This window comes from Parapedobacter indicus (assembly GCF_900113765.1).
Classification (GTDB): Bacteria; Bacteroidota; Bacteroidia; order Sphingobacteriales; family Sphingobacteriaceae; genus Parapedobacter; species Parapedobacter indicus.
In genome coordinates this window covers 185,646-206,881 of record NZ_FOQO01000012.1, presented here as the reverse complement: position 1 = coordinate 206,881, position 21,236 = coordinate 185,646, and the positions used below count along the sequence as shown (strand labels likewise).

Below are 21,236 nucleotides of genomic sequence, written 5' to 3'. Positions count from 1 at the left end.
TGACGTTTATTTGGTTGTCTGTTGTAGGTTATGTTCTTTCGGGGCAATGACATGCGCGTCGCTTCCTGCCGTATCTTTCCAGAATGCCATTTCGCTGTATTTCTGGAATAAATCCGGCGGTAGGATGGACCGTCGCTGCTTGAATGCCACTTTGCGGGCAACGGTGTGCAATCCTTTCACACCCAAGGTATAATCAAATTCGTCGTGCGAATACTCAACATTGTCGAAGTCGTGCCGATATGGTGCTACGCCCGTAAACTCATAAATCAGTTTCAAGGTCTTTTCGGGAAAACGGGCCAGCAGCTCGTAGTCCACCAATAGCAACCGATCTGCATACTCCCCGTAGAACGCTTCTTTAAGTGCGGTGAGTGCGATACCCACTACGCCATTCAGCAGGCTCTCGCAGCGGGTGTACACCGTAGCCCGGTTGCCTGCAGAAAACATCCGGCTGTAATCGAAGGGATTCTTGCGGTAGATTTTCTCAAAGCTGTCCATGATCCATGCCGGGTCGCGCACGAGGCAGACGACTTTAAAGTCGTCAAACAACTCGACCAACTGGTGCATACGTGCGGTCCACAGGCGGTTGGTATCGAAAATAACGTCTTTAGGGTTATCCTGGTAATAGGCATTGAACAACGCTGAGCAAATTGTCTTTCGCTTCTTTTCATCGAAAAACGAGTAAAATTCGCTACCGGCGCCGATCTGCTCCAGGCAGCCGTTGATTAGCGAAGCCACTGGACTGCTCATTGCGGCATGCACGTTGGGGTTTTGCGTCAGTATACCCGATAACAACGTCGATCCTGAACGCGGCAGGCCCGATATAAAGTGAAAGTGCTTCATGTACTTGATTGTTTTATGTGCGGCGCTGACGTGCTGCTTATTCATTAACAAGCCAAGTACGGCTTTGCATTTTACGCTGTAGTACGATAGAGAGCGGTTTAACTTTCATAAGTGGTAGTTGTCTTTTTGTTTTTAGCATCGGTAATCAGCTGAGCAGTCACTTAACCATCGCTGCATCCCTCACAACATTCCACCTCAGATCCAGTTTAGGGTGACATTTCAGTGGCAATTATGAGAATTTTTTTTAATAATTCGAAATTTTTCTACAATAAACCGGCTGTCTAAAAAATCTATTTAAAGAATATCCCCGGCCAGAAGCGGCCGGGGATATTCGATTAATCCCTTCCTGCATACTTATAGTCTTTAATCAAAAAGAGCAGTAGTCCGCCCGCCGCGGTGGTGATCGCGGCGAGGATAAATAGGTTAGACAAGTCGACCGACGCATCCCGCAAATAGCCTCCCATATAAAGCCCGATCCCTCCAATAAGGCAGCTGAAGAAGTTTAATATCCCATAGCCGGTAGCCCGGTATCTCGTGTCAGCCACCATGCAAAGTATCGGCATCATATTCGAATCGGTAAATGCCCGGGTAAACGCATATAGGGTAAACCCTGCCAGCGCGATGGCAACTACCCCCGTCGTGCTTGCTACCCATATTCCCGGTGCGGCAACAAGCAGTCCCAGGGCAGGCACCAGAATGCGTGCCCTGGGATTTGTCTTGCTCCACCAATCTGCCCACAATCCGCTCAGCAACACGCCGATCAATGAAGCGGTATACAGGTAACCGGTGGCGTAGAGCCCGGCCACGCTCTGTGACAGGCCGAAATGTTCTTTATAATACGTAGGCAACCAACCGATGATCAGCCAGCCAGATACACCGAACAGGCTCCAGAAAACCAGCGCGATTAGGAAGCCACGGCGCCCGAACAGAGCCGCTACTGCTTCACCAAAGCCGATCCGCTTACTTGCCGCAACTTCGTCTCCACCATGGGTTTCGACGTGCCGAACAGGGGGGGCATCGCGCAGGATAAAAGCGAGCACGATGGCATATCCGATGCCGAAAAGACCGAAAAGGGAAAACGGGAAGGCCCAACTGTGGCCTTCGGCGAGCCAGCCACCGACAAAGCCAAGCGCCTGCCCCGCAATAACGCCTCCCATATGAAGCCCTACCGCCAGCGACCGTGTTTTGCCGCGGTGGTAATCTGTTATAAATGCCAGCGCGGCAGGAATATAACACGCTTCGCTGATGCCCATCAATGCCCGCGTAGCTAACAGCTCTTCGAAAGTTGTCGCTTTTGACGTAAGCCAGGTAACAATAGACCACACCAACAAACTGCCGATGATGACCTTACGCCTGCTGAACCGATCGGCCAGAAACCCGCCGAATGGGCTAAGTACGCCGTAGACCCAAAGGAATACGGCGGTGAGCAGCCCAAACTGCGCATCAGACATAGGAATTGCATCTACAATGGAAGTCCGCATCGTTGTGATCATGATGCGATCCAGGTAGTTCAGACAGCCCACGATGCAGAGCAGAAAGACATAGAGCCATGCCCGGCCTGTTACGTGGTCTGCGTTGACGAATGGTATCGGATTGGCTTGCCCCATAACGTAACGAAATCAGTAACCTGGGTTTTGCCCCAACTGCGGCGTTATATTCAATACAGCTTGCGGAATCGGATAGATGTACTGGTCCTTGCTTTTTACATTCCCTTCGAGCCCGTATTCACTTAAAAAATCGCTCATCACATCGACCGCCCGGTCCGTGCGTACCAGGTCAAACCAACGCAGGTTTTCGAAAGCAAACTCCACCCGCCGCTCGGCTTCTACCCATCGCCGGAAGGCCTCCTGGTTGGGTACATCTGCAGCAGTTCTCGGTTCCAGGCCTGCACGTTGCCGCACGTCGTTTAAAATCGAGAATGCCTCGCCGCCGGATTGATACCCCTGTTCATTGAGCACTTCCGCGTACATCATCAGCACATCGGTATACGATAATGCAATCCAGTCGATGTCCCAATCGTTTGCCTGTACCACCGGACCATTCTGATATTTCCTCGCCGTGGGCAACGTCGTAATCGTTTCGCCCGATTTGTGGCGCCAGCTGAATAGAATGGACACATCTTTCCGGAGATCTCCGGGCTCATAGGCTTCTACAATATCGTTGCTAAGGAAAAGATTGAACGGCGAGCCACCGAAGGGCACCCCCCCTTCAGCGAAAGAAACGGGCGCCACATCGTTTGACGCATTGCGCGTAGGATATGGATTTCCATTTCCATTTTGGCCACTCACAAAGGGGATGGAAAACACTTGTTGTTTCCCGCTCTCATTGCCATGATCATAGATGGCAGCATAATCCGTAAAAAATTCGAACACCCCCGCGTCGATCACCTCTTTGAAGCGCTTCCCTGCGTCTTCCCAACGGTTTGCACCAAGCGGGTATCCGCTCATGAAAAGATATACTTTACCGAGATAACCCCTAGCTGCCCACGTGGTTGCTCTACCCGTATTATCTGTATCGTGATTTGCCGGTAAGTAATCTGCCGCGATTGCGAGGTCTGACTCAATCTGTTTGTAAACTTCTTCCACGCTACTACGTGTCATTTTATAACTTTCGTCGATCGTAAGGGTGTTTGTGACGAGCGGAACGGCGCCGAAAAGCCGCACCAAGTCGAAGTAAAATAGCCCCCGCAGAAACCGTGCTTCGCCTTCATATTGCCGACGAGCCTCGTCGCTCATGGCGACATCACCGAGCGCTTCCAGAATTTCATTGCACCGTTGGATATAGTTGTAATAACTACTCCATACAGTGTTCAGTATCGGCAGATCAGGCGTGACTTCAAAGCGAGAAATCGGCCCGTCGTTGTAGGCTTGTCCCTGAAAAGTGTTGTCGCTCCGCGCCTCGGTAAGCATGTACGAACCTTGAGACGTAACCCAAGCACTCCGCAAGCCATTGTAAGCACCGATAAGTGCCTGATTGATGTGTGTTTCCGTTTTATAGAACCCACCGGTGCTTTTCTGCGAGATGGGCACCAACTCAAGCCGTGAGCAAGCTGAGCTTATTATAGCGAATAGAATGAATAAAGAAATGTGTCTTTTCATGGTGTTAAAATCTAGCATTCAAACCAAAAGTGTACGTTCTTGCAAGCGGGTAGGTGGCATCAAAGTCAGCACCTGGCACCGTGTTAGAATTTGACCACGTTCCAGTCTGAGGGTTCCGGTAATAATGGTCGTGCATGAACACATTATCCACGCTTGCATAGAGCCGGATCGATTTAATGGCGTTTGTTTGTTCAAACCAGCGAGCGGGAGCCTGGTAACCCAAAGATACCGTGCGCATACGGAAGAACGATGCATTTCGCAGCCAAAATGTGGATGGGGTGGTGAGGTTTGCCGTCACCGCTGCACGAGGCACCCATCCGTTGCCGGGATCTTCGGGCGATCGCCAGCGGTCGCGCCAATAACCGTCCACATTGCCACGCGATTGGCCGTGTTGACTGATACCGATATTCAACAGCTTATTGCCCCACTGACCATCCATGGCAACCGTGAGATCAAACGCACCATAAGCAAACGTATTTTGCATCCCCCAGAAAAACTTCGGGCTGTTGTTACCGGCAATCACCCGGTCGTCTTCGTTGATTTCGCCGTCATTGTTTACATCGCGATACTTGATGTCGCCTACGTTCTGCACGCGATAATGCGGATGGTTATCCAATTCGTCCTGATTGCGGAACACACCTTCCTGTTCGAAAAGATAGTAACTACCGATGGGTTTCCCGATCTGGGTAATGGTAACGTTAAAGCCTTCGAGGTACCCATAAATCGGCGCTGAGTCAGGGCCTAAAGCCGTTACTGTGTTTGTATTATGTGATATATTGAACGCCGTTGACCATTTGAAGGGTCCATTCAGGTTAATGGTATTCAGTTCGAACTCCACCCCCCGGTTTCGGATCGCACCCACATTGACCATCGCATTGCTGAATCCGGAGACCGCAGGGATCTGCACGTTGAGTAACAGATCGTTCACATCGGCTTGATAATAATCGACTACCAAGCTGACCCGATTCCTTAGTATCGAAACGTCGAAACCTACATCAATTGTATTCGTGCGTTCCCAGCCGAGCATCCGGTTACTGAAACCGGCGGGACTAAAACCGGCAATGACCCGCTGGCTAGACCCAAGGACATAATTGGTTTGGTTCAAGGCGCCGATGGCAGCATAATTTCCGATGTTATTATTACCGGCAGCGCCGTAGCTCGCTCGGAGCTTCAGTTCGTTAACGAACTCCACATCTTTCATGAAAGATTCTTCAGAAATCCGCCATCCCAGCGATACCGCGGGGAACCAACCCCAGCGGTTATCGGCTCCGAAGCGGGAGCTCGCGTCGCGTCGAAGGCTTGCGGTGAGCAGGTACTTTTGGTCCCACGATGCGTTCACCCTTCCCAGAAACGACATCAGGCTCCACTGCGCAGCCGAAGACCCCCCCGAATTGAGAAGCGTTCCCATGTTCAGCGTACGGATTTCGTCGTCTGGAAAACCCGCTTTTGTCAGGTTTGCCTCGGTATACGTCTCTTCCTGATAGGTAAATCCGGCCATGGCGTTCAGGTTGAGGCGATCCGCCGCGTGCTCATACGTGAGGATATTCTCCGTCAGGTAGTTTTCCCTGAAATCGGCATTAACCCGCCCCGTGTGGCCAAGGCCGCGGTTGATGTTGTCGGGTTTAAAATACTGGGAAAACCCATTGGAATAGTCTGTGCCAAATGACGTCCGGAAGGTCAGGTTTTTAGCCAGATTGACCGATGCATACACGTTGGCCAGTATATTTTTCGCCTTGCCTTTGTTCGTAAGTTCGGTAGCCAGTGCTAGGGGGTTGAGATAAAAAGCAGCATGATAGGGGTAAAAGCCTCCTTCTTGGGTCTGCTGTTCTAATCCAACGATGGGCGCCACCCTGGTAGAACGGCTCACCGGTCCTTGGTTGCCATCGCCGTCGGAATCATTGCGGTCTACAGAATTGGCCGATAGATTTAGCCCTAGGGAAAACCAATCACTCACCTTGGCCTCCACATTGCCACGAAAGGACAACCGCTTGAAATCGGAGCCTAGGATAATACCTTTCTGATTGAAATGGTTACCTGAAATGTAATATTTGATGAAATCTGATGAGCCGGAGGCCGAGAGCTGGTAACTCTGCACCGGCGCATTTCGGGAGATGAGCTCCTGCCAATCGTGATCTGGGAAAGACTGGGGATCGCTTATCCAAAGCGGGTCTATCCAATAGTTGGCGTTGGAACGTGCGCTGTTGGGATCCGAGGCTTGGCCGCCTTGCAGTATCCAGCTGTTGTTGCGCTCTTCGATTGCAAACTGAATGTATTCATCGCGGTTAAGCACATCGACCTTACTGAACCGCTCTTGGATTCCGTAGTAACTGTCAAGACTGATAACCGGCTTACCGCCTTTACCTGATTTAGTGGTGACCAGCACCACACCATTGGAACCTCGCGAACCGTAGATAGCGGCCGAAGCGGCATCTTTAAGTACCTCAATGGATTCGATATCCGCCGGGTTGATATTATCCAGCCCCGAACTCAAGGGGAAGCCATCGACCACATAAAGCGGCGCACTGGAATTGGTGATGGAGCCGATGCCCCGCACCTTCACGGTAAAGCCGCGGCCTGGGCTACCGCTAGCCTCCTGCACCTGTACCCCTGAAAGTTTGCCGGCCATGGCGTGGTCTACCCGGCTAATCGGCCGCTCGTCAAGATCTTCGCCCCGCACCTTACTGATAGCACTGGTGATCTCGAAACTCTTCTGCTGACCGTATCCAACCACAACCACCTCATCGAGATCAAACACCGCTGCCTCGAGCACGACATTCACGGTGGTACTGCTGCCTACGGCAACTTCCTGTGTGGTATACTCCAAACCGGAGAATACCAATACCGCTCCCGACGCGACTGAAAGATCAAAGACACCCTGACTGTTCGTGACGGTTTGGTTTGCTGTTCCCTTCTCGGTTACCGTGATGCCTGCAACCGCATCGCCCGTCGACGAATCGGTAACGCGGCCTGTCACGGGGTTAGCCTGCGCATGTGCAGCCCCCATGTACCCATAGAGCGTCAAGGAAAGCAAAAAGAGAATTTTCACTGCATTTTTCATAATTTTGCATAATTTTAATGTTAGCCAATGATTGGTTAATTAGGAAGGAGCTCTCGGAAAGCTCCTTCTTTCCGTTATTCAGGCGCTTCGCCCGCGTTAATCCGCCAGCTCACGCAATTGTTTTCGAATAAATTTCCTGGGTACCTTCGCCAGGTAAATCGCACTCTTTCCCTCGTGCGCCGAATAATAGGACAACCAGAGGTATTTCCCTTTGAGAACCATCCCTGCATAGCTGTTATCGCCTCCCGACGGAAGCGACAAGATTTCATGGAACGTTGCGCCGCTGCCTTTATTGGCCAGTAATCCGGTGTGTACTTCTGCCCCATGCACCCGGCTGGTAGCGAGGATGACCCCCTTGTCTCCGAAAATAAAGTTGGGGCCGCCTAGGCGATAATTCATTTTCTCATAAGTCCAATCGGTAAACGGTGCCGTGCTGGTGGCCATTACCCCCATCTGGTCGTCCAGCTCACGGCGCACCATCACGTACATCTTGCCGGCGCTGTTAAACCTGACGGTCGACTCATTCGGAAATCCGTCGACGTCGAGCGCCGACACTTTGCTGAAGTGCTTGCCATCGGTGGTTTTGACGACAAAAATCCGGGTTGGCCCCTTGCGTTCGTCAGGTCCGATTTGGTAATCAACCGCATACCCTACGCCCTCGTGCCAGGTAACACGCCAAATCCAGTTTCCCCAGTAAGCAAGGTCTGCATCCATTGTCACCTGCTCGGGTGTACTGAAGTTTTCACCGTCTGCAGAGAACGACACATGCGGTTTACGTCCTTTCTGTGTTTTCCCCTCGTAGATCGATCCGCCGATGATGACCATCAGCCGGTTATCCGGGGTGATCGAAAGCTTGGGGTCGCGCAGGTCGAAACCCGGCACAGCCAGATCAGCCACACTTTTCCAACTTTTACCGTCGGCCGATTTTAAAACCCGTACGGTACCATCCTCGCCAAACACATGGTGTTCACCCTCGCGGAATGAGCAATAAAAGGCTCCATCGAACCAAATTAAATCTGTAAAAGCGCTGTGAGGGGCTTGATCCCAGATTTTAGTCACGGTAACCCCTTTGGGAAGTTGCGCCTGCGCACCCATGAGGAGCGCTACCACGAGCATCCAAGTTAATTTTAACTTTCTTTTCATAACGTTCATTAGTTGTTATTCATTTAATTATTCATTTATGTATTGCTTGAGCAAGGCATAGGCTGCCGTAGCCCGGATATCGGTATTCGATGAGGTTGCCAATCGCGCCAGCACCGTTTTACCCGCTTTGTCTTTCCGGCTTGCCAGTGCCCGGCAGAGCTCCATGCAGACCGATTTAACATTCGAATGACTAAGGGTAAGCAATTGCGCACGTACCTGCCTATACATCGTTGCATCGGCGGTGTAGCCGGTATCATACAGCTGATAGGCCGCTCCGAGCAGGTATGCCTTTGGTTCTTCTTCCGTTTCTTTCAAAGCAGCCGTTGCCAGCACCTGCCATTGCTGCGCGGTCGGTTTACCGAGGAATGAGAGCCCGTAGGCCGCCAACCTCTGTTCTATTGCCCCTGCGTTCAGCAGATCAAGCAGCCGTGTTGGGTCATCAAGACGTTGCCTGTCACAGGCCACGGATAGGCCCCAGGTCACAAACGCTCCCATCATACCGCCCTGTTCCCTATCCTTTCGCAACGTTTGCTGATCGAGCGCGTTGAAACAGAAACGGAGTTTGGCCAGCGTTTCGGCTGCATGCACCCGGTCGGGCCCCTCCGGCGCGAGGTAAGCAGCAACGAGTTTATCAAGGATCCGGGCTTTTGCGTCTTCGGCAGACGCCAGTTGATACTGTACGCGCCACAGGCCGACACGCTTCTGGGGTATCGCTTCGTATGCGGACAGGCGCTCCCTGCAGTTGGCTTCCGCCTGAGTCGTGTGCCCTAAATCAATCATATACTCGGTCGCATGCACGGCTACCCAGAAATCGTCACATGCCAATGCCTCCGTCAACAGGGCCATATAACTGCTGCGCGCCGTCGTATCGCCGCCGCACGCCGGTACAGTAACGCCCAGTAGGGAGGTAGAAAGGAGTATGAGCGATGCAAGTGCCATGGTTAATTGGGATTGGCCAGCAGTTCAAAGAAGCCGGCTTCAGACAGCTGTTGTTCCAGTAAGCCGAAAGCTGCGGCATCGAGGTTACGCAGCGGGGTACGACATGGGCCGCAGTCGATGCCGGTCAGCTTCATGATGGCTTTGCCCCCCACGATGGCATTGACATAACGAAGCATGATGGATACGATTTCAATGGATTTCATCTGATAACTACGTGCCGAGTCGAGGTCATTCGCATGATACGCCTCCATCAGGCGGTGGTAAACCTGGGGAATGAAGTTAAATGTAGTTCCAATAGCCCCTTTCACGCCAAGAACCAACCCATTGATGAGAATTTCATCGTGCCCATGCAGCACGTCGAAACGTCCACCATCGAGTTGCAAGCACTGATGCATATCCATGAAGTCGACATGCGTATACTTCACACCCGCCAGATTGGGAATAGCATGCCCCGCGTACTGCAACAATTCGTGCACCTTGATGTATGTGCCGGTAGCCGCGGGCAGATGGTAATAGTAAAACGGGAGTTGCGGCGCCGAGCCGGCAACCTGCTGGCAGTAATCGGCGATAACGGGAACTTCTGAAGAAGGGAAGAAGTTGGGTGCCATGCTGGCTATCGCATCGATGCCGGGCAAAGCCGCTGCGTGGGCGGCCAGCTCTTTCGCGATGGCTACGCTCGTACTACCCACGTGCACGATAATTCTAAAATTTTCATCGCTGTACGGGGCCCACGCCTCCGCAAGCAATTTCCGCTCGTCATTGGAGAGCAACACTCCTTCCCCGCTCGACCCGTTGACGAATGCGCCCGCTACACCACCGGCTTTGAGCCGCTCGGCATATTCCGGAATGATGGACGTATTTACGGTTCCGTCTTCATGAAATGGGGTGAATGTGGCCGCTATGAGGCCATTGATTTTAGCAGTTTTGCTCATGTTTATTTTTCTGATTCTTGATTATTCCAGTAATTGATGAAGTCTATATACGCGATCAGGTGATCTTCCATGGCTTTCTGATACCCCGGCAGATCCCGCGCTTCGAGGTAGCCTACCAGGTCTTTGTGACGCACGATACGCTGCCCCTCTTTTTTCCCCTTGTTGAAGCGGTCGAAATCCGAAAAATTCTCATAGACGAAGGTGAACACCGGCAACAGCAAGGAAAGGAAATCCAACATGGCCTTGTTTTTCGAGATTTCGTATACCTTGAAGTGAAACGCCTTTTCAGCCTCAATGTCCACCTTTGATTTTTTAGTGACCCGCTCTTGTGCGACTATTTTTTTGAGCGCTGCAATGTCTTCATCGGTCACGTTGTTGATGATCATCGGCGCCGAACCGATTTCAAGCGATACCCGCATACCCAACAGATCGATAATGGTTTCGCGGCTAAGCATGTGGGGGTTGACCACTTTGTGAAAAGCAGCCATCACATTGGGTTGGGCAACGACCATCCCGCGGCGCTTTCGGCTTTCGATAATGCCCAACATCCGCAGGCGACTCAATGATTCACGGATTACATTTCGACCCACATCAAACTTTTCGGCCAACTCGAGCTCGTTAGGAATTTCGGCACCCTTTGACAATTTATTGTCGCGGATATCCTTGATAATGCTGTTTTCAACCCAATCGACCAACGTCGCACCTTTATAATCTTCCATATTTGTCGGATAAATAATTAGTCCTATAAATCCCATTTGAGGGATATGTCCTACAAATATAGAATTGAAAAATGAAACTCCAAATTATTTAGTACTTTTTATCCTTCACGCTTTCCTTCTCAGCCTAATTTGCATATCGAAGTAACTTTAGTTACCATTGCGATATAGAAACTGCCAGTTGAAACCATCGGGTTCGGAACCGGTCCACTGAGGGCGGAGCGGGCGCGTTTCCGCAAAACACAGGTAATGGATTGAAAAAATTAACATTGATAAGCATGAACACCATCATCAGTATGCTCTTAGTAGCCATCAGCGGCACGGCACTGGCCCAAACCAACTACGATGAAGCAAACGTGCCCCCTTATACCCTGCCAGATCCGCTGCTCGCCGAAGATGGAAAGTCCGTACGCAACATTTCACAATGGGAGAAGCAACGTAGACCCGAAATTTTATTACTTTTTAGCCAGTATGTATATGGACATACCCTGGGCGGAGATACCCTAGCACACAAGGTCATTGCCGTTGATAAGCAGGCACTCGGTGGCTTGGCTACCCGCAAAGAAGTAGTAATTTACCTTACTGCCGACCATTCGCGGCCGCTCCACGTACTCATCTACCTACCCAATAACCGTTCAGGTGCTGTACCGGTATTCATGGGGTTAAATTATGCCGGCAATCAAGGCGTATCTGCCGATCCGGGTATCCGGATCACTACCCGCTGGACACGTTTTGCTAAGCAACCCGGTTTCCCCGATGGGTATGCCAATGCGCAAAGCAGAGGGGTTTACGCTTCCCGGTGGCCCATTGAGCTGATCCTTTCGCGGGGATACGGAATTGTTACCTCTTACTACGGAGACCTGCAGGTCGACCGTCCGGACATCGATACAATGGACGATAGTTTCCATCGCTGGTTTGCTCAACAAACCGGCAAACAGCAGGATAGCAGCAGCTGGGGAGCCATCGGCGTCTGGGCCTGGGGGCTTTCCAGGATGCTTGATTATCTAGAAGAAGATCGCGATGTCGACAGCAAACGGGTAGCGGTAATTGGCCACTCACGACTCGGCAAAACCGCGCTTTGGGCTGCGGCACAAGACCAACGTTTTGCGATGGCCATCTCCAACAACTCCGGAGAGGGTGGCGCAGCCATCGCCCGCCGGGCCTATGGCGAGCGGATAGAAGACCTCAATCGGTCATTTCCACATTGGTTCAATGGTAATTTCAAGCAGTTTGATGGAAAAGAAGACCAATTGCCTGTAGACTTTCACGAGCTGCTCAGCTTGATTGCCCCGCGACCCTTGTATGTGGCGAGTGGGTCCGAAGACCTTTGGGCCGACCCCCAAGGCGAGTACCTGTCGCTGTATCACGCGGGTCCGGTATATCGATTGTATAAACAACCGGTGTTGCAGGATGCCGAACCGCCTGTTGTGGGTGAGGTCAGGACCGTCGGCAACTTAGGCTACCACAACCGTCCCGGCAAGCATGACATCAACCGTTACGATTGGGAGCGATACCTGGATTTTGCCGATAAACACCTTTAAGCGACGCACGGGTTAGCTTTTTCGTCGCAACCTTTGAAGCAGCCAGCTCACTACGAAACTCACGACGGCGCCGATAGCCGCCAGCACGACAGTCTGGGCCACATCATCCACCCCGATGAAGGCCAGGGCACTGAGCAGCGTACCACTGCCCGTGCCAATACCCAGTTGCTGGCTATTCTTCATCGTCGTTGCCTTCCTGCTTCGTTGCTGCACCTTCCACTGCTTCCAGCACGCCCAACGCCAAGGCCACATAGTTGGCAACCATCACCACTTTGGGCGGAAGTTTTACCGGTGCGGCCATGATGAGTTGACTCGCTATGGCCAATGTTTCCTTGATCCTATTAAATAATGTCGGCTTCTCCGCTTCGGGAAGTCCAACAGCCTTTTCTTTTGATTTCATCTGTTTATTTTTTGTTTTTCAGTTGTCAGATGGAGCCTTTGATGCTTAAATTAAGCATTGCCCTGTGTGCTTAATGATTATTTTAAGCATGTCGGGTTCATTTTGATTTCTGATTTTTTGATTATTGACTCCGGTGTTGAGATAAGGCGCTTTGGATGTGCGACGCAATTGGAACGCTCGCTCCGCTTACGCCCCTAGGTTGCTTACGCGCACCCAAATCGCCCTTTCCATCCCCTCTTTTCCCCCCGGGTTTTACGCCTACCGCAAAGCCAGCCTAGGAGATCCTAGCGCAGCGACGGAGGTCCAGCTGGCGTGCAGCAGGCGTAAAACCCATTCTTTACCACTACCCGGTCATTACCCCGCTCAATCTGATCCAGCAGCAACGGGTACACATAGTGATACGCCGCCGCCGAATGCATCACCTGATAGTCGCCATCCAGCCGCTGCCAGTACGAGCCGGTAAGCGGACAGCCCGCCGTTTGCGTATGGTAGTTGCCGATGTGGATGAACACCAGGCGATAGTTGGGTATTTCGGTAATTTCGATCATGCCGGCATGCATGTGCGGGTATTTGACCCCATAGCGGGCGTTCATACCTGCACCGTGATTGAGCGACAATCCGTATTCCCCTTCGGGAATGCAGGTGAGGCCCGGGATCTTCTCCTTGCGGATGCTGTCTTCCAGTAGGTAGCAGGCGAAGAGCCCATGGATATACAGGTGACTGAGGGTACTGTTCTTCCCCTGCGCCACGCGGATGATTTTTATCATTTGCTTGTGTTGTTTTTTGCTGAGTTGCGAAGCCGCTGAATTGCAAAATCGCGAAGCCGATGAATTACCTATTTGCGAACTAGCCATGCGAAAAAAGCAGCGGGGCTTCCCTTGCCCCACTGCTTAAGCGCCGCTACGGTTCGGGCTCTTCTTCTGGTTCGGTGGCAGGATTTTCATCCACCACGACCGTTCCCAGATACAGGCTATTGCAGGCAATACCACCTGTCTTGCTCACCATACCCAGGTATACGTGGACCTCATCACCGGCGAAATAATCCGGCAGTTCCAGCATAAGCTCCTCATCAAGGCGCTTGGCGCCGCCAATATCATACTGATATTCCGCCTTGGCGGGGCTGTACGCCACCACGATTGCCAGATCACTGTGGTCCATCTTTTTGCGTTTTTGCGTTTTGTCTTTCCACGAGACCCGCAGCACCTGTCCGGGTAATGCTTCCATCGCAGGATTATGTGGCCGCACCAGATCACCCGCGCTGATGCGTACCAGCGTCGGATCTACCGATATATCGGGATACTCCCCCACAAGTGCCTTCTTGTAAATCTGCCGAACGGCCAGGTTATAGCCCGTCAACTTCCGCTTAGCAAGTTTGCCGTAGCCCGCATCAAACACAAAACTAATCGGCTTGGCAAAAGCGACGGCAGCAGCAAACCGCACCCGATGCTGCATCTGCTCCTCGGTAACGGGCCTACCTTTCGATACCCTCGGCAGGCTACGCATGTAATCGATGCCGCGCCAATGAGCACCTACCACATTTCCTATTTTACCTGAGAATCCGCCATGGACTCCTCTATTGAAACTTCCCATAATTACTTCCTTTAAAAAATTAAACCTGTGCCTGTTGCCGGGAAACAGCGGATGACAACAGGCGTTCATTACTCGTTTGCGTACCGGTACGCTGCCGTTTCCGAAGACAAACATCAACGATAAGTGTCATCAACGAAAGGGCGTGACCGCCAGTGGCCGGAAATGGCCAGCAATGACCGAAGTTAGCCGGAGTTGGCCGCGGATTCCGGTAAATACGTTGAATGCTCCGACGAAATTTATATTTTGAACAAATGATTGATTCGAAAAAACAACAGATTATCAAAGAAATCACTGCGAAATTCAACCCATCGCTGGTTGGTGTGTTTGGTTCCTATGCTCGGGGTCAACAAGGGATTCGAAGCGATCTTGATATATTGATCGATTTCGATCATCGAGTGAATCTATTGGATCTCATTGGTCTTGAAAACGAATTATCCAAGAAACTAGGCATCCGAGTAGATTTGGTAACTGCCCGCTCGTTGCATCAACGTTTGCGACCGATTATTGAGCGAGACTTGATCCGTATACCTTTCGTTTACCTTTTCGATACCGATTCTTTACCCTTTTGGTATGGCGGAGGCAAAGAATTGGTAAGCATTTGGTAAGGAACTGGTAAGCTGGAGGTAACGTTTGGTAAGGAAATGATAGGGAGTTGGTAAAGAAATGGTAACCCGATTGTAAGGAAGAAGTAAACCAGGAGTAAGCGAAGACTAAACAACTGGTAAGCTACCGGTGCTAACGAGGTAAACAGCCCCCACCGCGCATACCGGCGATGGGGCTTATTTCGCGACATTGATCAACCTACGTCGTCGCTCCTTCCCGCGTTGATGATATCGCTCATCAGGTAGTAGCGCATCCTTCCAATCTTAAGCGGCCGCAGGATGCCGTGTTCGTTGTATCGCCGCAGGGTACGTTCGCTGATATGCAGCATCCGGGTCACCTCTTCGGGCAATAGCAACCCATGCCGGTGTGCCGGATTACCGAGTCCGGCGAGCAGGCGTTTAAGCAGTTCGGCCAGTAGGTTAAGTAAAGGGAGCACAGCTTCCACCATGCCCTTACCCTGGTTAGGATACGAAAGATAAGGATTGTTTTCCATAGAGACCTCCTTCTGTATTTGGTAATTGTTTATTGATGTCCGGATAAAAACTATTTGTCTGTTATATGACGTTCCGCACGTTGCACGAGCCTCAACAATAACTCGCCCACCCGCCGTTTAGCACCTAGCTGTACGCCGCTGTATTTTTTGCGGAGACTCTCATAAGAGAGTGTTCCGCTCCCTGCTGTGCGAGCGTGCCTACTCAGAAACAGAAAAATCGGTTTGAGTGCTCCGGCATCCATTACTTTTTCTTCGAGCAATAGGCGAATAAAAAAAAGAAGTTCCTCCACCGTTAGCGAAAAGGAAACGCAGCGGCCATGCTCGCTCCCCGTGAAGAAAGCCAGCATCTCACCGATCAGCTGGCGGTAGAAAGCCAGTTGGTCTTCAACATACATCCTTCTAGCCCCGGCGGGCATTTCATTCCCCGAGCCGAATACTTCCTGCAGCTGCCTGCGAATGGCCAGCCGGTTTTCAAATTCCTGTTGGCGGGCCACAACGGCTTCCAACATCTCGCTTATTCCACCGTTTATATGTTGCAGTTGCTCCAGGAAGTTTTGCACGTCACCCGCTAGGCCAACGCCGCCTTCCACCTGCAGCGACAATTGCTCTAATTTACTGAATACCATACATCTACAATTTTACTTTCCATCCAAATAATCGTAAAAACGCTCGGCATAACGCTCGCCTATTTTCAGTCGTTCGATTTCTTTATTTTCCACATGTTGCAGCCGCACATTGTCGTTGTCGTGCTCTAAGTATCTATCGAGTGCGATGATGTGACTCTTGTGGATGCGCATAAATCGGTGTGCCGGTAACATCCGCTCCACCTCTTTCAGACTTTGGTCAATCATCATCACTCCGTGCGAATAAAAGACTTTGCTATTATTGCCGTCTGCCACAACCGCCTCTACATCGTCCAAGTAAAGCCTCACCTTTCGCTTTCTACCGCCTGAGGTAAACCATATATCGCTGCGATGCACCGGCAGTGGCCACAAATCATTGGTATCCACACTTTTCCATACGCAATCGATGGCTTGGTCAAAGTCAGCCTTGCTATAGGGCTTGGACAAGTAGTAGGTAGCACGGAATTTATAGGATTTCGGTCCAGCCGTGGTTTCTACGGTACAGATGACCACGCGAATGGCTGGGTCCAGCTTTTCCATTACCTGCCAGCCGTCCATGGGCTGCATCTCCAGGTCCAGGATAATCAACTCCGGCCTGTATTTCACGATATCGTCCAACGCTTTCTGCGGATCGGTGGCGGTACCGACCAAAACAAGATCTTTTCTGCTGTCTACAAGTTTGCGGCTGCGTTTTACAGCGCGCGGATCGTCGTCCAGGATATAAGTTTTCAATACTGGCATGTTGTTAGGATTGGTTAATGATTACTACGGCTTCAAAATATGCCCCCTTAGCGCCCGCCTCAAATGAAAACCGGCCCGGAATGGCCAGTTCCAACCGGCGCCGTATCACATCAAGCCCGCTCCCCAGCGATTCTTTCGTCCTTGATGCGGTCGAGATGCGGTTTTTGAAGGTTATACCAATCTGGGCGTCCTGCAGTTCCACGCGAATGGCCAAGGGTTCATGGACCAAATCGCCATGTTTGAAAGCTCCTTCTGCCAGGTATACGAGTGTCATGGGTACGATTTTCTGCGCTTTTACTGCACCGATGACATCGACCACGGGACGTACGTATCCAGGCCGCCCCACATCGCGGGATTCGAGGTAATTTTCAAGTTGCTCCAACTCACGCTTAATCACCACGATGCGCCGGTCGTACCGAACGTTTTCGGTATTGTACTTGGAAATTTCCGCGAGCAGTGTCAAACGCCTGGCTACGTATTGCCGCTTTTCGGGGTAATCTTCGTCGGCCAATTCATTCGCAATGCCATTCAGTTCGTTGTGGAATAGATGAGGGTTCGTATAGGCCCCCCATGCCCTCAGCTCCATTTCCTTGGCTTGTTGAATTGCTGCTATTTTTTCCATTTCTGCACGCATAGTACGCAGCAACAACATTCCTATGCGGAGGTTGAGCACAATGGCAATCGCAATGAATGAATAGTAAAAAAGCCGCGGCAACATGATCATTACGTACGCTTTCATATCGGGCTGCTGACCCACGTTATACAGCTCATTGTCCCACTGCGGAAATATCTCGAAAATGACCGCCCGTGTGGAATAAAACAAAAAAACCAATATCGCCAAAAACAGTAGGATGCCCCATTTCCGTTTGCTGTTGAAGAGAAGAAAGTAATAAGCTGCCGCGAGTGTGTAGATTGCCACGACAGACAATACCGTGTAACGGGACGTATTCCAAAGATCTTTGTTCAGGATGTGATTATAGATCAGATTCATGGAAAATAATGCAATTACCAACCCGAAATTTAACGCGATAAACCATTTCAAATAGGTTCGTTTGATGTGTTTGATACTTTTCATAATAGCTATTAGGTTTTGTAAAAACCACCAATATAGCTATTTGGTATCTGCTAATCCTTTTTAGTCCACAATTTCCATACTTCATGGAATACATTTTTGCTAATCTCGAACGACTCATATCCACGCTTACGCAGGAGATAGTGCTTTCCGTGCAGGCCAAATATCCCGAAATCAGCAGGGTCAAGGGCGGAATGGAAAAAATTGTTTGTTTGGCCTGCATACAACTGCTTGACATTCACTTGCTGGTGTAGGAAAAACCAGTTTTCCCACTGCGCAGGATGGTGCTGTATTACGGTACCGAAAAACGCAAAAAGATGGTTCATTGCCAGTTCGGGCCAAGTCTCATCGGCAGTCCGACTGCCATAGAGGGAAGTTCCCTCCAGTATCCGGACATCGTAGTTCGGTTGCCTCACGCAAAGAATCGGATAAAGCGGCTTCTCCAAGCGGTTCGCCAAAAAAGCAGCGCCTTTTCGCAGCAATACGTGCTGCGCCAAAAACGGGACGGTCACCAGTTGGTCTTGCTGGGTAGGTTGTCCGCTATAACCATCGAGGTACATCAGTAGGTTATATCCCCGTTTTAACAAGCCCATCAATTGCCAAATTGTACCACGGCTTTCCGCTTCAATGATGGCCAGTTTTGCATCCGGCTGTCCGGTTTGGATTGCCTGGAACAGCCGTTTGAAGTCTTCACCCTGCTGTTGGCTGGCACGTGCAGACATCAATATGGCAAACGGTACGCCCGAGCGGGCCAATAGGTAGTTGATGAGCCTATATGCTCCCATATGTAAGGTACAAATGATCCCTGGGGTTGCCTTTAACCGATCGATTGTTGCCTCCGTCCAACCGGTTGTGCCGTATGGAAGTTCGTCCGCAAAGCATTCATAATCCAACCGGTTCATCTGTTGATTAAAAAAAGACGCTCCGAACATGCTGAGATGCTGGCTGTAGGCCATTGTCGGCAAAAAATTGATCAAGTTAGCACTTAAAAACGTAAACTGATACAGTCTATTCATCGTTTCGTAAGGGTTCATCGTAGCCGCCAGTTTGCGTATATACGAAGCTCTTTTTTGGTAATCTTCGGTTTCCATAGGTCTTCAAATCAGGTAAGGTATTTTCAAAGAAGGGGCCATGTGGCCCCTCGATCAACGTCAGAAAATGAACTCATCGCACCGCCAAAGGTCGTCCAGTTGAACCGAATCAAGCAATTGGTCAAGCGGGATGGGATTAGTCACCAGTTGTTCCAGATTGTTCAGCAAATCAGCATTGAATAACGTTTCCATTGTTCTTCTTTTCATTACTAGATTTATCTTGCCGTCTATATTTCCTTACAGGCTCGGCTTCGTCCTGCTTCCATTGGCCGATGGAAGAAGCTGTCGACAGAACGAAGATGGCAACAGTTTTCCGGGTTGAAAATTCCATCTGATGAAACCCCTAAACTAACTGACGAACACCCGGAAAAGAGAAAATTTGCCCCACTATTCACTTCTGTAATATGTCACGTATGTTACGCCTCATACTGTTACGCCTGCCGACCGAACGTATATGGCTAGCTGCTATTGTCACGCGTGTTATGCCCAATCCGGCAATTTACGTCGCAAAAAATCCGATAAATTGGCCAACGGAACCACCCGTTTTTAGAAACCGGATACACCCTGCCTATCCCTAATTTTTTTACCGAAGATGTTATGCGGCTTAGGGTTTTCTCCGCATTAAACAATGTTTCTTCTCCCTTACCCTAGGCATTGTACGTCACGCCTGTCACTTGACGGATGTATCCTGCATTACTAATTTAACGGCACAGACACACTCCAAACCATGATTAAATCGATAACGTTTGACCTTTATCCGCGTTATTTCACGCTGCCAAACCGCGGCAGACTTCCTTTCGGTGTGCGCTACCGCCTGCACCATGCCGAAAGGGCGAGTTGGCAACATCCTGAATTCTGGATGGCCGAACAATATCACAATGGAAAGCACGCGTATGCTGCGTTGGTTGAAATTGACACCGATATCAGATTGGCGCTATCTGCCAAAGCCGTCCACCCCGATTTACTTTGGCTCTACCAGTTGGAAGGCGCATTGCGGATTGCTCCCGATGGCGATGGTCCGCCTACGCGATACCTCTCCCTAAAAGAAGGACAGTATGCGCCGTTGTTTGCCGGTACGGGCGACTACATAATCACTGTATCTCCGGGCAGGCATCGGCTGTTGCTGCTAGCCGCCCAGCTAAACTGGGTAAAACGATATGCAGATACAGGTTTTGCGCCCATCCAACATCTATTATCTGGCCCGGAGACGGGCTTCGTTACCGGCGAGCCACAGCCCATTCACATCCGGCATCTCCGCTGTTTATTCCGCTTACAGCAGATCACGGGTACTCCAGGTTTTCGGCAGGATGTAACCCTTTACGATTATCTGGCTGACCTTTTTTACCTTTACCTGGCCGAAATCAGTTCAACGGAGAAAGATCCTTCTATCGACACGCCAGAAGAAAACGTTGCAGAAATTAGCCGGTACTTGCAGCGGGAGGTTATCAAAGGCAACGTGCCTACGCTTGCCGATCTGGCGGAACAATTTGGGTACACCGAAAAAACACTCATCCGGCATTTCAAACGTGTACTGAGCGACACGCCGTCCCAATACATCTATCGCATCCGGATGGTCGAAGCGGAACGGCTGCTGGCTATGGAAGGCCTACCGCCTACGCCCGTAGCTTACCAACTCGGCTATGAACATTTCCGTACGTTCGAGCGGGCGTTTAAGCGATATTATGGAAAAACACCCGGCGAAGTTTACCGGAATGGAAAACAATAAGCACCTTTCGATTATTATAAACCTTAAAAACCAATTTCAATGAGTTACGCAGATCGTTCTGATCCAAAATTTGGTAAACGAGGTGTTGTCCAATTCCGATTCGCCTATGGGGGCGACGAATGGGATTTCGGTTATGTCACCATTTTTTTTATCCAGCATTTAGGCATCGGTCCTTTATTGAAAAAATCGAACGCGGAGGCCATCAAACAGCTTGACGAGTTCCGTGTTTTTGAACTCATCTCCGCGGCAGAACAAGCCCGGATAAACATGACCAGATTCGAATTAGACGGTATGCAGTCGTTTTATTTTGCTAAAATGGCCGATCAATTTTGCAAACTTTTGGTCCACCCCGACAGCGAACAACTCGCTGATACCTTGGTTGGCTACATGCAAAAAAAGCACACCCGGTTCAAAACCGGCAAAGCGCTCATGGATTTTTACCTGCCAATCGCCACAGACATGCTTGCCGATTTCAATGATCACTACAAGACGGTATCGCATGGTCAAAAGGCATTGAAGCTTCTGTGGGAAGATAAAAACGACAGCCTCTAGCGTAGTCTGTCCCAAATTGTCGCGTAGGCTTGTCCGCGTTTGTCGTATGATCGCTGCAAACCCACTTTATTTTTGCTT

Annotated in this window: 22 protein-coding genes; 4 read left to right on the top strand and 18 right to left on the bottom strand. The window is 50.5% G+C overall.

All coding sequences use genetic code 11. The annotated features are described in order from the left end of the window. Positions 1 to 6: 6 nt before the first annotated feature. The 8 genes from BMZ56_RS21960 to BMZ56_RS21925 all read right to left on the bottom strand — a co-directional run bounded on the left by BMZ56_RS21960 (position 7) and on the right by BMZ56_RS21925 (position 10,729). On the bottom strand, positions 7 to 840 hold the full coding sequence (locus BMZ56_RS21960) for a sulfotransferase family protein (protein ID WP_090630993.1): 834 nt from the start codon (positions 838 to 840) through the stop codon (positions 7 to 9). A 335-nt stretch (positions 841 to 1,175) separates the two neighbouring features. Then, positions 1,176 to 2,447, bottom strand: a complete 1,272-nt coding sequence (locus BMZ56_RS21955) for an MFS transporter (RefSeq protein WP_090630921.1) — start codon at positions 2,445 to 2,447, stop codon at positions 1,176 to 1,178. A 12-nt stretch (positions 2,448 to 2,459) separates the two neighbouring features. Next, complete coding sequence (locus BMZ56_RS21950) at positions 2,460 to 3,938, bottom strand: RagB/SusD family nutrient uptake outer membrane protein (RefSeq protein WP_177195257.1); 1,479 nt, start codon at positions 3,936 to 3,938, stop codon at positions 2,460 to 2,462. A gap of 4 nt (positions 3,939 to 3,942) precedes the next feature. Beyond that, the gene (locus BMZ56_RS21945; protein WP_090630915.1) at positions 3,943 to 6,996 is read right to left on the bottom strand and encodes a SusC/RagA family TonB-linked outer membrane protein; all 3,054 of its coding nucleotides are present in this window, start codon (positions 6,994 to 6,996) and stop codon (positions 3,943 to 3,945) included. Positions 6,997 to 7,092: 96 nt separating this feature from the next. Then, positions 7,093 to 8,139 carry a glycoside hydrolase family protein gene (locus BMZ56_RS21940; protein WP_143072993.1) on the bottom strand — a complete coding sequence of 349 codons (1,047 nt, stop codon included), beginning with the start codon at positions 8,137 to 8,139 and terminating at the stop codon, positions 7,093 to 7,095. Between the two features lie 27 nt (positions 8,140 to 8,166). Next, complete coding sequence (locus BMZ56_RS21935; protein ID WP_090630909.1) at positions 8,167 to 9,078, bottom strand: hypothetical protein; 912 nt, start codon at positions 9,076 to 9,078, stop codon at positions 8,167 to 8,169. 2 nt (positions 9,079 to 9,080) lie between these two features. After that, a complete protein-coding gene (locus BMZ56_RS21930) occupies positions 9,081 to 10,010 on the bottom strand; it encodes a dihydrodipicolinate synthase family protein (protein ID WP_090630906.1) in 930 nt (309 codons plus the stop codon). A 2-nt stretch (positions 10,011 to 10,012) separates the two neighbouring features. Continuing rightward, complete coding sequence (locus tag BMZ56_RS21925; protein ID WP_177195256.1) at positions 10,013 to 10,729, bottom strand: FadR/GntR family transcriptional regulator; 717 nt, start codon at positions 10,727 to 10,729, stop codon at positions 10,013 to 10,015. 275 nt (positions 10,730 to 11,004) lie between these two features. On the opposite strand from BMZ56_RS21925, the gene BMZ56_RS21920 reads away from it, so the two are divergent. Next, positions 11,005 to 12,267: an alpha/beta hydrolase family protein gene (locus tag BMZ56_RS21920; RefSeq protein WP_090630900.1), complete on the top strand. Its 1,263-nt coding sequence runs from the start codon at positions 11,005 to 11,007 to the stop codon at positions 12,265 to 12,267. Between the two features lie 12 nt (positions 12,268 to 12,279). On the opposite strand, the gene BMZ56_RS25480 is transcribed toward BMZ56_RS21920, so the two are convergent. The 4 genes from BMZ56_RS25480 to BMZ56_RS21905 all read right to left on the bottom strand — a co-directional run bounded on the left by BMZ56_RS25480 (position 12,280) and on the right by BMZ56_RS21905 (position 14,257). Further along, positions 12,280 to 12,519 (bottom strand): hypothetical protein, encoded by a 240-nt coding sequence (locus tag BMZ56_RS25480; RefSeq protein ID WP_143072992.1) that lies wholly within the window; start codon positions 12,517 to 12,519, stop codon positions 12,280 to 12,282. After that, on the bottom strand, positions 12,440 to 12,667 hold the full coding sequence (locus tag BMZ56_RS21915; protein ID WP_090630892.1) for a hypothetical protein: 228 nt from the start codon (positions 12,665 to 12,667) through the stop codon (positions 12,440 to 12,442). Before BMZ56_RS21915 ends, BMZ56_RS25480 begins: the two co-directional genes overlap by 80 nt. Before the next feature lie 284 nt (positions 12,668 to 12,951). Then, positions 12,952 to 13,434 carry a DUF5675 family protein gene (locus BMZ56_RS21910; RefSeq protein WP_090630990.1) on the bottom strand — a complete coding sequence of 161 codons (483 nt, stop codon included), beginning with the start codon at positions 13,432 to 13,434 and terminating at the stop codon, positions 12,952 to 12,954. A 133-nt stretch (positions 13,435 to 13,567) separates the two neighbouring features. After that, positions 13,568 to 14,257, bottom strand: coding sequence for a DUF6266 family protein (locus BMZ56_RS21905; protein ID WP_143072991.1), 690 nt, complete (start codon positions 14,255 to 14,257; stop codon positions 13,568 to 13,570). Positions 14,258 to 14,508: 251 nt separating this feature from the next. On the opposite strand from BMZ56_RS21905, the gene BMZ56_RS21900 reads away from it, so the two are divergent. Beyond that, positions 14,509 to 14,862, top strand: coding sequence for a nucleotidyltransferase family protein (locus BMZ56_RS21900; RefSeq protein WP_090630988.1), 354 nt, complete (start codon positions 14,509 to 14,511; stop codon positions 14,860 to 14,862). 191 nt (positions 14,863 to 15,053) lie between these two features. Here BMZ56_RS21900 and BMZ56_RS21895 read toward each other — a convergent pair whose 3' ends face one another. The 6 genes from BMZ56_RS21895 to BMZ56_RS25695 are packed head-to-tail and all read right to left on the bottom strand — an operon-like array spanning position 15,054 to position 19,087. Continuing rightward, positions 15,054 to 15,353 carry a helix-turn-helix domain-containing protein gene (locus BMZ56_RS21895; protein ID WP_090630886.1) on the bottom strand — a complete coding sequence of 100 codons (300 nt, stop codon included), beginning with the start codon at positions 15,351 to 15,353 and terminating at the stop codon, positions 15,054 to 15,056. A gap of 50 nt (positions 15,354 to 15,403) precedes the next feature. Continuing rightward, positions 15,404 to 15,979 carry a hypothetical protein gene (locus tag BMZ56_RS21890; protein ID WP_090630883.1) on the bottom strand — a complete coding sequence of 192 codons (576 nt, stop codon included), beginning with the start codon at positions 15,977 to 15,979 and terminating at the stop codon, positions 15,404 to 15,406. A gap of 12 nt (positions 15,980 to 15,991) precedes the next feature. Continuing rightward, complete coding sequence (locus tag BMZ56_RS21885; protein WP_090630881.1) at positions 15,992 to 16,717, bottom strand: LytR/AlgR family response regulator transcription factor; 726 nt, start codon at positions 16,715 to 16,717, stop codon at positions 15,992 to 15,994. Positions 16,718 to 16,721: 4 nt separating this feature from the next. Beyond that, a complete protein-coding gene (locus tag BMZ56_RS21880; protein WP_090630878.1) occupies positions 16,722 to 17,792 on the bottom strand; it encodes a histidine kinase in 1,071 nt (356 codons plus the stop codon). A 50-nt stretch (positions 17,793 to 17,842) separates the two neighbouring features. Continuing rightward, the gene (locus BMZ56_RS21875) at positions 17,843 to 18,880 is read right to left on the bottom strand and encodes an LpxL/LpxP family acyltransferase (RefSeq protein WP_090630875.1); all 1,038 of its coding nucleotides are present in this window, start codon (positions 18,878 to 18,880) and stop codon (positions 17,843 to 17,845) included. 60 nt (positions 18,881 to 18,940) lie between these two features. Beyond that, entirely contained in the window at positions 18,941 to 19,087 is a 147-nt protein-coding gene (locus tag BMZ56_RS25695) for a hypothetical protein (protein WP_177195255.1), read from the bottom strand. A gap of 520 nt (positions 19,088 to 19,607) precedes the next feature. Between BMZ56_RS25695 and BMZ56_RS21870 the strand changes: the two genes are divergently transcribed. Both BMZ56_RS21870 and BMZ56_RS21865 read left to right on the top strand, forming a co-directional pair. After that, positions 19,608 to 20,606: a helix-turn-helix transcriptional regulator gene (locus tag BMZ56_RS21870; protein WP_090630867.1), complete on the top strand. Its 999-nt coding sequence runs from the start codon at positions 19,608 to 19,610 to the stop codon at positions 20,604 to 20,606. Between the two features lie 39 nt (positions 20,607 to 20,645). Beyond that, positions 20,646 to 21,158, top strand: a complete 513-nt coding sequence (locus BMZ56_RS21865; protein ID WP_090630864.1) for a hypothetical protein — start codon at positions 20,646 to 20,648, stop codon at positions 21,156 to 21,158. The last annotated feature ends 78 nt before the right edge of the window (positions 21,159 to 21,236 follow it).

What these genes read in the sequence shown, in the direction of transcription:
- BMZ56_RS21960 (WP_090630993.1), bottom strand. Translation starts at nt 840, where the DNA reads ATGAAGCACTTTCACTTTATATCGGGCCTGCCGCGTTCAGGATCGACG.
- BMZ56_RS21955 (WP_090630921.1), bottom strand. Translation starts at nt 2,447, where the DNA reads ATGGGGCAAGCCAATCCGATACCATTCGTCAACGCAGACCACGTAACA.
- BMZ56_RS21950 (WP_177195257.1), bottom strand. Translation starts at nt 3,938, where the DNA reads ATGAAAAGACACATTTCTTTATTCATTCTATTCGCTATAATAAGCTCA.
- BMZ56_RS21945 (WP_090630915.1), bottom strand. Translation starts at nt 6,996, where the DNA reads ATGAAAAATGCAGTGAAAATTCTCTTTTTGCTTTCCTTGACGCTCTAT.
- BMZ56_RS21940 (WP_143072993.1), bottom strand. Translation starts at nt 8,139, where the DNA reads ATGAAAAGAAAGTTAAAATTAACTTGGATGCTCGTGGTAGCGCTCCTC.
- BMZ56_RS21935 (WP_090630909.1), bottom strand. Translation starts at nt 9,078, where the DNA reads ATGGCACTTGCATCGCTCATACTCCTTTCTACCTCCCTACTGGGCGTT.
- BMZ56_RS21930 (WP_090630906.1), bottom strand. Translation starts at nt 10,010, where the DNA reads ATGAGCAAAACTGCTAAAATCAATGGCCTCATAGCGGCCACATTCACC.
- BMZ56_RS21925 (WP_177195256.1), bottom strand. Translation starts at nt 10,729, where the DNA reads ATGGAAGATTATAAAGGTGCGACGTTGGTCGATTGGGTTGAAAACAGC.
- BMZ56_RS21920 (WP_090630900.1), top strand. Translation starts at nt 11,005, where the DNA reads ATGAACACCATCATCAGTATGCTCTTAGTAGCCATCAGCGGCACGGCA.
- BMZ56_RS25480 (WP_143072992.1), bottom strand. Translation starts at nt 12,519, where the DNA reads ATGTGGCCTTGGCGTTGGGCGTGCTGGAAGCAGTGGAAGGTGCAGCAA.
- BMZ56_RS21915 (WP_090630892.1), bottom strand. Translation starts at nt 12,667, where the DNA reads ATGAAATCAAAAGAAAAGGCTGTTGGACTTCCCGAAGCGGAGAAGCCG.
- BMZ56_RS21910 (WP_090630990.1), bottom strand. Translation starts at nt 13,434, where the DNA reads ATGATAAAAATCATCCGCGTGGCGCAGGGGAAGAACAGTACCCTCAGT.
- BMZ56_RS21905 (WP_143072991.1), bottom strand. Translation starts at nt 14,257, where the DNA reads ATGGGAAGTTTCAATAGAGGAGTCCATGGCGGATTCTCAGGTAAAATA.
- BMZ56_RS21900 (WP_090630988.1), top strand. Translation starts at nt 14,509, where the DNA reads ATGATTGATTCGAAAAAACAACAGATTATCAAAGAAATCACTGCGAAA.
- BMZ56_RS21895 (WP_090630886.1), bottom strand. Translation starts at nt 15,353, where the DNA reads ATGGAAAACAATCCTTATCTTTCGTATCCTAACCAGGGTAAGGGCATG.
- BMZ56_RS21890 (WP_090630883.1), bottom strand. Translation starts at nt 15,979, where the DNA reads ATGGTATTCAGTAAATTAGAGCAATTGTCGCTGCAGGTGGAAGGCGGC.
- BMZ56_RS21885 (WP_090630881.1), bottom strand. Translation starts at nt 16,717, where the DNA reads ATGCCAGTATTGAAAACTTATATCCTGGACGACGATCCGCGCGCTGTA.
- BMZ56_RS21880 (WP_090630878.1), bottom strand. Translation starts at nt 17,792, where the DNA reads ATGAAAAGTATCAAACACATCAAACGAACCTATTTGAAATGGTTTATC.
- BMZ56_RS21875 (WP_090630875.1), bottom strand. Translation starts at nt 18,880, where the DNA reads ATGGAAACCGAAGATTACCAAAAAAGAGCTTCGTATATACGCAAACTG.
- BMZ56_RS25695 (WP_177195255.1), bottom strand. Translation starts at nt 19,087, where the DNA reads ATGAAAAGAAGAACAATGGAAACGTTATTCAATGCTGATTTGCTGAAC.
- BMZ56_RS21870 (WP_090630867.1), top strand. Translation starts at nt 19,608, where the DNA reads ATGATTAAATCGATAACGTTTGACCTTTATCCGCGTTATTTCACGCTG.
- BMZ56_RS21865 (WP_090630864.1), top strand. Translation starts at nt 20,646, where the DNA reads ATGAGTTACGCAGATCGTTCTGATCCAAAATTTGGTAAACGAGGTGTT.